Here is a 13,549-nt window from a genome sequence, read left to right on the forward strand (position 1 = left end):
TGAAAAAGTAGCTTTATTTAAGAGCTAAATTAGAGATTGTTCGTTTTTAAAGATTAGTTATTTAGATTTGTCCCAACCTCTAAAAGAGGAGAGACATGCCAGGAGCGTCTTGTTCTCTTTCTACAAACCCTAATTTTTTATAAAAGGGATGCTTCCCTTTCGCTGAGAATAATTGAATCGATTGAATACCTGATTGCTGACATTTATAGACGAGCTTTTCAATGATTTGCTTTCCTAGTCCTTTTCCCTGTTCTTCAGGATGAACCATGACATCACAGATTAATGATTGGTAAACTCCATCTGAAATCATACGACCGAAAGCAATAAGTTTTTGATTGTGGTAGATGGAAATGGAGTACCAGCTATTTTTAGCTGCTTCATATAATTGTTCTCTTGTATAGTTTCCTTTTTTACTTTTTAATAAGCCACTGTCCTCATGTAATAAGGCAAACTGTGAAAATGGTGGCAGCTCTTCCGTAATAAAATAATCCATGCTTTTTTTTCCCCTTTAATATCCGTATCTTCATAATAATATTTATACAATAATATGAATTAATATTCAATTGTTTTTTTTAAAAAAGCATATCTTTTTTTCGGATATGCTTTAACTGCCATTAGGTTGGCTTATTTTCTCTTTTCAATAACCAGATTTGCCAAATTAAAAAAGCTAACATCATTATAAATAGGAAAATAGATGAAATAATTGCCTTCCATTCCTCTGTCAAAGGAAATTGTTCAGTAATGACAGAGGGAAGGTTTACTAATATAGGAAGAAAAACAATCCATGATTTACTCCACCATGCAAACCAGCTTAAATAAGCAAATGGTATGAGTAAGAAAAGAATTTGCTTAAATAATGTATCAATCATATAAACCGTCCCCCAATTGTTTCCATAAAACATCAAAACAAAGAACGACCCAGAAAGTAATAATTGTAAAAAAAACATTAGAACGAATGAGATTTTATTGGATATGCTTCTAGAAGAAATGTATCGAAATATTACAACATACAAACCAATCATAATCATACATATAAAAATGGAACCCATTCCAACCAATAGGGATAGTTGATTTTCTCCTAAAATGATTTTACTAATAAGCATATAGGCAATTATACTAATAAAAACATGTGGTAAAAGTTTTGACCACTCTTTAATATCTGTTTGCATTTCTTTTGCTAAACTTTCCATATATTCTTTAGGAGAATCCCCAGTTACTTCAGAAATATTCTTCCCGTTTGCCTCTGCTTCACGTAAATGATCAGATAATTCTTCAACTATCTCTTTTATTTCTTTCTCTTTTTTGCCAGAGGTTAATAGATATAGATGCAAATTCTCAATAAACGCTTCTGCCTCTTTCGACAATTTCACTTATTTCTCCTCCTTTATATCTTTTAATAAACAATGCACACTTGTTGCAAGTTCTGTCCATGAGTCAGCGAATTCATCTAATACTTTATATCCTTTATCAGTAAGGGAATAATATTTCCGCTTTGGACCAGATGGAGATGCTTTTGTTTCAACCGTAACAAGTTCTTCCTTTTTCATTCGTAAAAGAACGGGATAGATACTCCCCTCACTGATCATCGTAAACCCATAAGCTTGTAATTTTTCAATCATTTCATAACCATAAATATCTCCTTTCGAAATAATTGCGAGTAAACAGCCTTCCAAAATGCCCTTTAACATCTGACTTTTTGACATCGGATTGTATCCTTTCTTACTAGCTTGTTATACAAGTTAGTAACTATATTGTATAGCAAGATTCCATCTTTTCTGTTATTTTAACATTCGGTATTTTGCATTACAAGATAGTTTGTAAATTTAGGCTCTTCCCTTTTCGATTTTCTTTTCATAGTGGACTTCCACTCCTTCATACAGTAAGGAGAAGGAGGTGAAGGAGTGAAAAAAGTTATTAAAATTATCTTAATTCCCTTTTTATTTCTGATTACAGCTTGCTCTACTGATCCAGTTAAAGAGGATTTGCTTCAATATGTAAATGAAGATATGACAACAGCCTTTGAATTAGAGGCTAAGGCCGTGGCTGCGTATGATTCTGTGTCTGGACTCAATTATACGGATGATTGGACAATGTATGATACAATCCAAACAACAGTGATTCCCAATTATAATGAATTTATTAAAGAATTAAATAGGGTAAAGGTGGAAACAGACGAGGTAAGAGAAATACATGAAATATATATAAAGGGCGCTGATATTCAGTTTAATGCGTTTGTAAAAATACTTACAGCGTTAGAAACGCAAGATATTAGGCTTGTTGAAGAAGCGAATGCCATGCTGGAGGAAGCTCGCACACTTATACGTCAATATATGACTGAATTAGATAAGCTTTCAAAGGAGCATGAAGTAGAGTGGGATGACAGCACTGTAAGTGAATCTATTTAGAAAAACAAAAAACGAACAATTATACGAAATTTGTATAACTGTTCGTTTTTATTACTAGGTGGAATACTTATATCCCATTCTTAAATAGAACTTATTGAAATATTAGACAGATTTCTTCTTTGTTTCTTTTTTATTTAGTTGATTATAGAAAAGAATTCCGCTTAATAGTAATAAAACACCGAAACTAAATGTTTTAATATCTGCAGTTCCTGCGATAATTACCCAAACGGAGTAGATTGTCGCAAGGAATCCAATAACAAAATCCCATCTTCTTTCCTTCAGTGAATTATATGTTTCACCAGTTATAACTAATTTCAATTGGAAGATGGTTGAAATTAAATAAGGAACCAGATAGCTTAGTGTTGCAATATAAATAATAAAATCAAATGCTTGTGATATGCTTTTTGACACAGTCGAGAAAATGAATAATTGCCCTAAGATATTTGTTACGATTAAGGAAAATGTTGGAATACTCTTATTATTTTCTTTTAAGAAAGCTGGAATGAAAATTCCTTGTTTAGCAGCTGCATAAGGCACTTCTGCACTTAACATAATCCAACCAATTGTTGATCCGAACAAACTAATTAACCCTATACCTGCGAGCACTTTTCCTGCGATGGGACCAAGAACAGCTTCTATTGCATCAATTAAAGGCTTTTGTGAAGCGACCAATTGATCCTGTGTAAGAATGCCCATTACAAGGGTGCTGATTCCAATATAGATAGCTAAAGCAATTAATAGACCAAAGATGGTTGCTTTTTTTACATCGGATTGCCTCTTTGCTCTAGAAGCAAAAACAACTGCTGATTCTACACCGATAAATGCCCATAATGTTGTCATTGCAGCACTATTGATTTGTCCAAACAATCCAACTGACTTACCTACTTCATTTATTTTTGGTTCTGCAAAGGGTAGGATATTGCTTGATTCAAATGCAAATAACGCGATGATGATAAATAGCATAAAACCAATAACCTTTGAAGCTGTTGCAATAACATTTAATTTACCTGCGTTTTCCAATCCGTTTAAAATAATGTAATGTGTTCCCCATAATAAAATTGTACAGACAACGAATGTAAACGTATTTCCTACATAAAGAGTAAAAGAACCTATATTCAATAAAACGGCTTGACTTGTTAAAATCGGGAAAAACGTTGATAAATAACCAGCAAAAGTAGTGATAATGGCAACATTTCCAGTTAGATTACCTATCCAATACCCCCATGTAGACATAAAGCCAGAAAGAGTAGATTTTTTTGAATCTGGTTTAAATAATTCTTTCGCATAAATTTGTGGACCGCCCGTTAAATTAGGCTTACGAATGGCTAAATTCCCAAACACTAAGGCAGTTACCAGCACTCCGAATCCTGTTAATAGCCAAGCTAAGATAACCCCAGCAGGGCTTGCTACTTCCGATAATGATCGAGGAAGCATAAAAATTCCTGATCCTACCATATTACCTACAACTAAGGATATTAATATCCCTAATCCTAATGTTCCTTTTGAATTCATGTTTTTCTCCTTTAAGAAGTATTTGCTAAACGTATGACATAGGAGATTTACTTTAACACCTTAAATTCTTATACAACAAAATGTATTTTTATTATTTCCAAGGCATAAAAAAACACACCTCTAAATGGTGTGAAGGTAGAAAAACCTTCAGATATAAAGATAGTTCACCATAGTAAGATCCTATGACAGTCCTGCACCTATTCGTATGCAGTCCCAGCTACTATTATTAGAGAATAATAGTGCTTCGGCGACTTTTCCTTTCAAAAGCAATCAATGAGCTCTCTTTGCTCTTCCTCTTTTTACTAATAAAAATCGCAACCTCTACCTCATCTTGAGCTGATAAGGATTTTTAAATATAAAAAAGATATGTACTAGGTTATTCGATATATTTATTGATGTCAATGGAAAAACAAATAGAGGGAACTATCGGTAAATTCGCAATTATCGTAAATGCTTATTAGGTTGTAATTCTTTGAAGGTATATTACCAAAAATTACGTTTAACACAGGAGAGGATATGTAAAGAAGGAGTTAAGGATTGCATGAAAATAATGAGATGAAATAGAAACCAAGCTCTGTTGAATGAACAGAGCTTGGTTGTAAAAGCTTATAAGGTTGTAATAATCGGTTTCTCTTTTGTTATAATAACTGTATGCTCGTATTGTGCAACAAAGCTTTTTTCTTTAGTAGAGAATGTCCAGCCATCATTTTTTTCATAAACTTCTTCTGAACCAGTAGATATAAATGGTTCAAATGCGATAACCATTCCATCTCGAAGCAGGTCCGTATCCCATGAGTCGAAATAATTAAGGATATGATCTGGTTTTTCGTGCAGGGAAGTTCCTATCCCATGACCTGTTAAATTTTTAATTACCGTAAATCCGTGCTTTTTTGCTGTGTTGTAAACAAATTTTCCGATACGATTCTTCTTTGCTCCAGGCTTAAAGCATTTAAGTCCTTCTTCAAATGCTTCTTGTGCCACTTCACAAAGTTTGATTAGTTTAGGATCGCCATTCCCGACAACGAATGATTTACCTGTATCAGCAAAGTAACCATTTTTACTTGCAGATACATCGATATTAACTAAATCTCCTTCTTGAATTACTCGATCTCCGGGAATGCCATGTGCCACTTCATCATTCACAGAAATACAAGTATATCCTGGAAAATCGTACATATCTTGAGGGGCTGAAACTGCACCATGTTCAGCAAATAGCTTACCTGCTAAATCATCTAGTTCTTTTGTTGTCACTCCTGGCACTGTTATTTTTATTAATTCCTCTCTGATGATACTTACAATTTTACCAATTTCTTTCAGACCATTAATGTCTTGTTCATTCTTTACAATCATTTTAATTCTCCTTGTTCATCTATATCAGTTCTCGAATCCTTTTCGCGTCTATTATTATATGCTAATATTGGCAGTAAGTAAAAGGAATTTACCTATTAGAAGTTACTAATTATTTGAAATCCCATTCTTAAATTCCTAAATTTCTGCTCTCATTCTTTGTTTATTTCTCCTTGTGTATAGAATGTTTTTCACGAATTATTTCGACCGATTTTTCGATAAATTCCTTTAGGGTCTCCTCGTTAATATCAGCAAGCTTATTAATATATACACAGCCAACTCCAGCCTTGTGTTTGCCGATTCGCTCTAAATAAAAGGCTCTTGTTTCTTCCTCTGTCGTTAAATAGAGGCTGATTCTTGCTTTTTTAGGAGCGAAGCCAACGATAGGTGCATCTCCCTCATGACCTGTTGCATACTTGTAGTGATACGTACCAAAACCAATAATACTCGTCCCCCACATTTTCGGTGGTAATCCAGTAATATCAGAAAAAATGTCGATTAGTTTATAGGCATCCTCTTTTTTTGTATTACTTGTTAAGGATGATTCTATATATTCAACAACATCTTGATCTGTTTCCTTTGTTTTTAATTTATACATGAAAAGTCTCCTTTTCTTTCTATTATAAAGCTAGTTTCAAAATTTGAATGATTAGTTTTTTATCTTTTTAAATTAATTCACATATCCTCTTACTAGTCTTCATAGCATGTACAAGAAAGGATGTGTAGAGACTCGGATGTTCAGTGTAACCATTTTACTAAGCTATATCTTGTTAGGCTTTACATTAGCTGCACCAATTGGACCAGTAAATTCTGCGAGAATTGATAAAGGAATAAAAAATGGTTTTTGGCATGCCTGGATTGTAGGGTTTGGTTCCATGCTTGCCGATGGTATTTTTATGATAATGGTATATATCGGAATGGTTCATTTTCTTGAGATAGCCATCGTGCAAATATTCCTTTGGCTTTTTGGCGGATTTGTATTAATTTATACAGGGTTTGAAAGCATTATTGGAGCTCAGAATCTCAAGCTTGATTCCCTTAGGGGCAAAGATTCCCTGTTTAAATGTTTTCTAACAGGATTTATTATGTCTATTACTAGTCCTTTATCTATTCTCTTTTGGTTAGGAATATATGGATCTGTTTTAGCTAAAACCGCCCAAGAAAATGGGACTAGTTCCTTGTTGGTTTATAGTAGTATGATTTTTCTAGGTCTTACAATATGGGATATAATTGTTGCAGCCTTAACAAATGGCTTTAGGCGGTTTCTTACACTTGGAACATTAAGAGGAATTTCCGTTATTTCTGGACTATCTTTAGTTTTATTTGGCGCATATTTTGGTTATCAAGGGATTGTAAAATTATTCTTTTCTTCCTAGAAACAATCTAGTAACCATTTTATTTAGAGCGATTTTTTATTGATTAATTTTATGCAAAAAAGACGCTTTGTGTTACAGCGTCTTTTTTGACATTTGTTTGATTTTGTTTAATCAGCTAATCCCCAAACAGAAACACTTTGGGCATTTACAGGGAAATTACCAAAACCATCTTTCCCTATTTTCACTCGATCTTTTCTTGTATTCGTAAAATCTATCCACTCTTCCCCACTTCGTGTTTCGCCAACAAACATTTTTTTGCTGCCTTCTTCTTTATTAGAAATGACGACAGCGCATCCGGATCTTTCTATTTCCGTCTCACCATGGCGTACCCAGCCAATTACATTGGGATCATCAAAATAATCATCTTGATTACCATATGCTTTTTTCTTTCGTACATACAGTAATGGATCAATTGCAGCCTTTTTTCCTTCCATTGGAAGTTCTCCGCCAATTCCAAAGTAATCACCATAGAAAATCGTTGGATAGCCATCTTTTCGAAGCAATATTAGGCTATATGCTATCTGCTTAAACCAATCCTCTACCCAAGATTCAAGCGATTCACCTGGTTGGGTATCATGGTTATCGACAAAGGTAACGCAATTAAGCGGATTATCTTCCACTAACGTTCCTTCAAAGATTGTAGAAAGATCAAAATTACTGCCCTCCATAGAAGCAGTATGCAATTTATAGTGAAGAGGAACATCAAATAAATCGATTGTATAGTCTGTTTGCTGCAAAAATTCCTGACATTCGTTAATATCTGCTTTCCAAAATTCTCCTACGAAATAGAAATCTTCTTTTTCTTCTAATATGGAATGGGCAAATTTTTTAATAAAGGAATGATTAATATGTTTGATTGCATCTAATCGGTAGCCATCACAATTAAGTGTCTTGTAAAGCCATTTTCCCCATGAAATCATTTCATTTTGGACGAGTTCATTATTATAATCGATATTGGCGAACATTAGATAGTCATAATTCCCGAATTCATCATCAACATTTGTATTCCACATTTTATTTTCGCCGATAATCCTAAAGACTCCAGCTTTTTTAGCTTTGTTATCATAATCTGTTCCATTAAAATGCTGAAAGTTCCACTTGAAAGGGGAGTAAGTATCCCCTCTTCCTGGAAAGGTAAATTTCGTCCATGCTTCTATTTCATGGGGTTCAGATATTTCTTCTTCTCTATTTTCAGGATTCACTTCAATAGCCTTAATCGTTTCTTTTTCATCTGCTGCTGCCTTATGATTCATGACAACATCGACATAAACTTGTATGCCAACATTATGACACGCTTCTATTGCATCATGTAATTCCTGTTTTGTGCCATATTTGGTCCGGATGGTACCCTTTTGATCAAATTCTCCTAAATCATAGACATCATAAACGCCATATCCATTGTCATCTTTGGAAGCCGCTTTTGTAACTGGGGGAATCCAGATAGAGTCAATACCTACTTCTTTTAATTTTCCTGCTTGCTCTTTCAAACGATTCCAATGTTGTCCATCAGCAACTAAATGCCATTCAAAAAACTGCATCATTGTTTTATTTTCCATTTATCTATTCTCCTACTCCATAAAATATAGCTTATCTTTTTTAGAATAATTAGTTAAGCTTTCTTATGAAGTAATTCTACCCAGAATGATGGATTTTCAAGCCTATTTATAAATAAGTAGGTTATTGGGGGATATCTAAACAACACTGTTACTTATTGTATGATGGCTTTCCGTATTCATTTTCATCATTTTTAGTAAAAACCTATAAACCAAAAGAGTATTAATAATGGAATTGACCAATGAACGATTTTAAATGATCAGCAGTCTTTGCGAGAGTCTTAGCAGTAGCATGGACTTCTTCAAATGATGCTAGTTGCTCTTCTGTGGATGCAGATAGTTCTTCGGATAATGCTGCGTTTTGTTTACTAAATTCATATAAGGATTCAAATGTTTCGACAAGCGTTTTAATATGCTTATATACTTCTTCAGAAGAAAGTGTTACTTCATCAATAATCGGTGCAGTTTCATTCATACTAGAAGAGATAGCATGAAATTTCTTTTTAACTGAAGAGATGACAGAAAGACCACCATCAACTTGCTTGTGGACAAGTGTCATCATATCTACGGTTGAATGGGTATCTGTCTGTATTTCTTTCACTAAATATTCGATTTCCCCCGCTGATTTTTGGGTTGTCTCTGCCAATTTTCTAATTTCTTCTGCCACTACAGAAAAACCTTTGCCATTTTCTCCTGCTCTAGCTGCTTCAATCGCGGCATTTAATGCTAAAAGATTCGTTTGGTTGGCAATAGTACTTATTAATTGAATAATAGATTCGACTTCCTTGGAACGTTTATGTAATGTTTCTATTTGTTTATCTGATTTTATTACAGAATCAACAATTAATTGCATTTGAGATTCTGCCTGATTAATAGCAACTTCCCCTTCTTTTGCTTTCTCTAAAGTGCTATTGCCCAATTTGGACATATAGAGAGAATTCTCGCGTATTAATCCTGTTTTCTCTGTAATATTTTTTATTTTTTTAGTGCTTGTTTCGACTTCTTGCTTTTGATGCTCGGCACCTGAAGCTATTTCTTGTATGACAGATACTAAATCTTCTACTATCTTTGTCGAAGAAGAGGAGCTCGCGGTAAGGTTATCACTAGATGCAGCAACCTGTGTAATGCTTTTTTCTAAATGTTTGATTAATCGTTTTAAGTTTTCTTGCATTTTCTGGAAGGATATTGTCAAATGCCCAATTTCATCTCTCCTTTTCACTACTAATTCCTGTGTTAAATCTCCTTTTCCAACAAGAGCTGCTTTTTCTTTTATTTGATTTAAAGGCTTAATAATGGACTGTATATTTCTATAAATAAGAATAGAACCTATAATAATAAAACCAATAATTGCAAAGAATGATGCTCTTAGTATTGGAAAGGAAGCATCCGAAACTTCTTCTACATACATAGATCCAGCAATCTTCCAACCAGTTAGATTATTGGTGAGATAGGTTAGCTTTTTCTCTTTATTATCAAGGCTGTAGGAAAAAGCACCTGTTTTTTCTAATTTCATCCTTTCAATATAGTTTTCTGTCCCAACTTCGCCAATTTTTTCTGTTGGATGAGCCATGTAAGCAAATTTATCATCCAATAGAAAAGCATAACCTTCCTTTCCTATTGTGATATTATTCACAAAAATTTGTATGGCACTCAGCTTAATCTTCAAACCGATAACCTTCTTTCGATCTTCGGTTATGCCAGCAATCGTAACGACCATTTCGTTGGTACTAGCAGATATATAGGGATCTGATATATATATATCATCTGGATTCTCCTCTGCTGCAATAAACCATTCACTTGCAGTTGGATCATAATTTTCTGTTACCTTGTCTGCTGGCTGCTGTATATATTGTCCTTGTTTCGTAGCAAAAAATATACTGTCAATATCATCATAGAAATAGTAGTATTTTTCTAGCATATTGATAACAACATCATCTGATACAGACTTATTTGGTTCCCCCCATTCCTTTCGAAGCTTGTTTACTTGCTCAATTTTAGTTGATAATTCGGTTGTAATATTTCCGTTTAGCTGCTGAATCTGTTGGTACGCATTGGCCATCATTTCTTGTTCTAATTGTTTCTTAGAATTGACATAAGAGAATACACCAATAAAAATGGTAGGAATAATTAATAAAATGAAAAAGCTTGCGTATAATCTCTTTTTAACTGTCATGCTGTTCTGTAATATTTTTTTCATATTCTTTTTATAACCCCTTTATGAATAAATATAGGACTTATTCATTATAAATGAAACACTTCAGTCTATTGCAAAAGAGGTAAAATTGTCATAATTACGCCTTAATTGAACAAAAAAAAACCCTTATTTTCTACAGATAGTGATGTAAAAAGATAAGGGGAGTTTCTTCTTCCTTATTGTTTATTTTTAGCAAACTCTTTTTTGATTGCTGCTAATAACTCTTTATTCGTTAAGATTTCTAAACCAGTTAGTGCCATCGATTTTGCACCTAATAACATTGCATCTCCTCCTTGCTCCGACATAGCTGCTTCTCTAAACTCATGTGTATGACATGCATAGGATTCGTTACAAATTTTCACATACGGGTGAATGGCTGGTACTACTTGGCTTACATTTCCCATATCTAGCGATCCAGAACCATCTCTTTGTTCGTGAATTTCAATTTCTTCTACTCCTAAAGAAACTAGTTGCTTAGTAAAGACATCAGATAACGTTTTATTTGTAATCATGTCATCATAGGAAAATTCATAAAAGCTAGATTTCACGGTAGCACCTGTTTGGAGTGCTGCTCCTTCAGCGCATTTTTTCACTTTTTCAACTAATATATTTACATCTTCTCTTTTTCCTGCTCTTACATAGAATTGAGCCACTGCATAATCAGGGACGATATTTGCAGCTTTTCCACCCTCTGTGATTACACCGTGAATTCGTGCATCTGGTTTTATGTGCTGTCTTAATGCATTAATACTATTAAAAGTATGTAATACTGCATCTAGTGCATTAATTCCTAGATGCGGACTTGCAGCAGCGTGGGCAGATTTTCCAAAGAACTCAAATTGAATGGCATCCATTGCAAGCGAGTCGCCACTCTTCATATAGTTATCTAAAGGATGAACCATCATAGCTACATCCAATTCTTCAAAAATACCGGCTTCAGCCATAGTCACTTTTCCGCCTTTTGTTTCTTCAGCAGGTGTACCATAAACAATAACCTTTCCCCCTGTTTCTTCTAAAACCTTACTAAGACCAATTCCTGCTGCAATCCCCATTACAGCTATTAAATTATGTCCACAAGCGTGACCTAATTCTGGCAATGCGTCGTATTCTGCCATATAACCGATAGTGGGTCCTTCTTTTCCGCTATCGTATGTGGCTTTAAATGCAGTAGGTAAATCGCATATCCCAATTTCGACATGGAAGTCATGCTCTTTTAATGTATCTGTCAATATTTTGCAAGCTTTAAATTCTTCATGTCCTAGTTCAGGATTGTCGCCGATATATATACTTATATCTTTAAATTTAGCTTCATTTTCGTTCATTGCATCTATGATGATTTGTTTCATTATTTTCGCACCTTTCTCTCTTTTATACATTACTAGTTTACCAATTTTCTATAAAAAAGCTAGTAAAAAATGCGTAAAAATAATAATCAGAGTATATTTATGCATAAAAATAGAGTTTTTTTTCTTACACGGAATAAATAACACCAACGGATAAAATAGGTTATAATAGACTTATTAATTATTTAAGTTGGTGTTTATTTATGCGTACTAAAAACAGGTTGAATCCAAGCGAGTCTATCTATTACAGTCCTGAAATTTCAAATTGTCCTGACTGTGGAGAGAAATTAACCTATTGCCATCCTGTATGGAGGAAAACCATCTCTACCCTAAAAGGGGAATTTAAAGTTATTAATCTTGGCTATCGCTGTGAAAATAATGGCTGTGAGAACAATACTGTTTATCGTTCTGCGGAGGCTGAGCAACTTAGTATGAAGCACATCACCTATGGCATGGATGTCATTGCCCACATTGGGCACTTGCGTTTCAAAGAACATAAAACCCGTTCAGAAATTGCCACCATCCTAGCTGAGAAGCAAGTGAAAATCTCAGAAAGGCAAGTTCAGAAACTGTACGAACGATATGCGTTACTTCTTCGTTCAGCGATTACAGAAAATATGAAAGAAACCTTAGAGGAAGTCGTGGAACAGAACAATGGATTAATCTTATCCATTGATGGCGTTCAACCTGAAAAAGGAAATGAAACGTTGTATGTTATTCGCGAGGTCTTAAGTGGCACCATCTTGGCAGCACATAATTTAAAGAGTAGCGCCTCTCAAGAGTTAATCGGAATTATTCAACCAATTCTTGATTGGGGTTACCCTATCCAAGGTTTCATCAGTGATGGTCAGCAGTCAATCCGTTTAGCAATCGAAAAGATAGCACCGGACATCCCATATCAATACTGTCAGTTCCATTACTTCAAAGATATCGCAAAACCGTTGGTAGAAAAGGACAGAAAGCTAAAGACAAACATCAAAAAGAAGCTAAGGGGAATTCGGGAAATCGAAAGAAAAATTGAAGAATCATCATCAGTAAGCATGGAAGAAGAAATTGCGAGTGACTATGTAGCGGCGATTCGTTCAGTGCTTTTGGAAGATGGAAAACCACCGTTTGAATTACCAGGTACACGTGTCTTTGAGCGAACAAAATCAATCAAGGACTCGATTGAAAAATGCCTGGATAAAAAAGGGGACTCCTTTACTTGAAAAGCTGTTCAGAATAGTCAGAAATGTGGATAACTACAAAAAGGATTATCAGCTCGTAAAACGGTGGGATCTGCGTTTTAAAAGGATTGCCACAATCATGGATCCTTCCGAAAACAAAACAAGTTCTTGGGTTGAATCCCGGTTAAAACAATATCTGACCCAAATAGAAAAGGAACTAAACCGTGAAGATGATTTTGCCTTTGTGGACAATCTGATGAGATATAGTAAAGGCTTTTGGAAAGGTCTCTTTACATTTTACGATTACCCTCTCCTGCCAAGGACAAATAATGATTTAGAGCTTTTCTTTAGAAGAACAAAAGTAAGGCATCGTAGGATTACAGGCAGTCGAACTTGGAATCGATACATTGTTCGTCACGGTGAAAACATCGTATTCGTTGAAAATGTTAAAAATGAACAAGATGGGCTGCAGAAGATTCGGAATGCTACTTATTCTGGCTATAAAAAAGAAGTTAGTAAGTGGGACAGTCGAATACATGAACACACAAAACAGAGAAGATTTAAGCAGGACCCAAATGCATATTTAAACAATATTGAAAGCAAGTGGAATCGGCACAACTAAATCATTGTGTTAGTTGTGCCGTGTAAGTTTT

Annotated in this window: 13 protein-coding genes, 1 pseudogene and 1 riboswitch; of the genes and pseudogenes, 4 read left to right on the top strand and 10 right to left on the bottom strand. The window is 34.5% G+C overall.

The features are described 5' to 3' along the window. Nucleotides 1-79 precede the first annotated feature (79 nt). The 3 genes from ADJ83_RS13185 to ADJ83_RS13195 all read right to left on the bottom strand — a co-directional run bounded on the left by ADJ83_RS13185 (nt 80) and on the right by ADJ83_RS13195 (nt 1,703). Nucleotides 80-493 (bottom strand): GNAT family N-acetyltransferase, encoded by a 414-nt coding sequence (locus ADJ83_RS13185; RefSeq protein WP_031537730.1) that lies wholly within the window; start codon nt 491-493, stop codon nt 80-82. A 121-nt stretch (nt 494-614) separates the two neighbouring features. Beyond that, nucleotides 615-1,370 carry a DUF1129 family protein gene (locus ADJ83_RS13190; protein ID WP_031537728.1) on the bottom strand — a complete coding sequence of 252 codons (756 nt, stop codon included), beginning with the start codon at nt 1,368-1,370 and terminating at the stop codon, nt 615-617. After that, entirely contained in the window at nt 1,371-1,703 is a 333-nt protein-coding gene (locus ADJ83_RS13195) for a PadR family transcriptional regulator (RefSeq protein WP_031537727.1), read from the bottom strand. It abuts the gene before it with no gap. 198 nt (nt 1,704-1,901) lie between these two features. Between ADJ83_RS13195 and ADJ83_RS13200 the strand changes: the two genes are divergently transcribed. Further along, nucleotides 1,902-2,405 (top strand): hypothetical protein, encoded by a 504-nt coding sequence (locus tag ADJ83_RS13200; protein ID WP_031537725.1) that lies wholly within the window; start codon nt 1,902-1,904, stop codon nt 2,403-2,405. Nucleotides 2,406-2,507: 102 nt separating this feature from the next. On the opposite strand, the gene ADJ83_RS13205 is transcribed toward ADJ83_RS13200, so the two are convergent. From ADJ83_RS13205 to ADJ83_RS13215, 3 genes are all read right to left on the bottom strand, one after another. Next, on the bottom strand, nt 2,508-3,917 hold the full coding sequence (locus ADJ83_RS13205; protein ID WP_031537724.1) for an amino acid permease: 1,410 nt from the start codon (nt 3,915-3,917) through the stop codon (nt 2,508-2,510). A gap of 152 nt (nt 3,918-4,069) precedes the next feature. Beyond that, a riboswitch (Lysine riboswitch) is annotated at nt 4,070-4,249 on the bottom strand. Between the two features lie 274 nt (nt 4,250-4,523). Next, nucleotides 4,524-5,267 (bottom strand): type I methionyl aminopeptidase, encoded by a 744-nt coding sequence (map, locus tag ADJ83_RS13210; RefSeq protein WP_031537723.1) that lies wholly within the window; start codon nt 5,265-5,267, stop codon nt 4,524-4,526. Between the two features lie 160 nt (nt 5,268-5,427). After that, the gene (locus ADJ83_RS13215) at nt 5,428-5,862 is read right to left on the bottom strand and encodes a DUF1801 domain-containing protein (protein WP_031537722.1); all 435 of its coding nucleotides are present in this window, start codon (nt 5,860-5,862) and stop codon (nt 5,428-5,430) included. A gap of 136 nt (nt 5,863-5,998) precedes the next feature. On the opposite strand from ADJ83_RS13215, the gene ADJ83_RS13220 reads away from it, so the two are divergent. Then, entirely contained in the window at nt 5,999-6,640 is a 642-nt protein-coding gene (locus ADJ83_RS13220; RefSeq protein WP_031537720.1) for a LysE family transporter, read from the top strand. 107 nt (nt 6,641-6,747) lie between these two features. On the opposite strand, the gene ADJ83_RS13225 is transcribed toward ADJ83_RS13220, so the two are convergent. From ADJ83_RS13225 to ADJ83_RS13235, 4 genes and pseudogenes are all read right to left on the bottom strand, one after another. Further along, the gene (locus tag ADJ83_RS13225) at nt 6,748-8,196 is read right to left on the bottom strand and encodes an alpha-amylase (protein WP_031537719.1); all 1,449 of its coding nucleotides are present in this window, start codon (nt 8,194-8,196) and stop codon (nt 6,748-6,750) included. Nucleotides 8,197-8,416: 220 nt separating this feature from the next. Continuing rightward, a complete protein-coding gene (locus ADJ83_RS26880; protein ID WP_414630341.1) occupies nt 8,417-9,364 on the bottom strand; it encodes a methyl-accepting chemotaxis protein in 948 nt (315 codons plus the stop codon). Beyond that, nucleotides 9,359-10,390, bottom strand: a pseudogene (locus tag ADJ83_RS26885) (HAMP domain-containing protein); the annotation flags it as partial. The pseudogene ADJ83_RS26885 and the gene ADJ83_RS26880, both read right to left, overlap by 6 nt. Nucleotides 10,391-10,563: 173 nt before the next feature. Further along, a complete protein-coding gene (locus ADJ83_RS13235) occupies nt 10,564-11,733 on the bottom strand; it encodes a M20 family metallopeptidase (protein ID WP_031537715.1) in 1,170 nt (389 codons plus the stop codon). Nucleotides 11,734-11,933: 200 nt separating this feature from the next. Here ADJ83_RS13235 and ADJ83_RS13240 point away from each other — a divergent pair, with 200 nt between their 5' ends. After that, entirely contained in the window at nt 11,934-12,938 is a 1,005-nt protein-coding gene (locus ADJ83_RS13240; protein ID WP_109769519.1) for a transposase, read from the top strand. Between the two features lie 25 nt (nt 12,939-12,963). Further along, entirely contained in the window at nt 12,964-13,518 is a 555-nt protein-coding gene (locus ADJ83_RS13245; RefSeq protein WP_152910798.1) for a hypothetical protein, read from the top strand. Nucleotides 13,519-13,549: the final 31 nt, after the last annotated feature.

Origin of the sequence: Bacillus sp. 522_BSPC (assembly GCF_001076885.1) — a bacterium.
Classification (GTDB): Bacteria; Bacillota; Bacilli; order Bacillales; family Cytobacillaceae; genus Niallia; species Niallia hominis.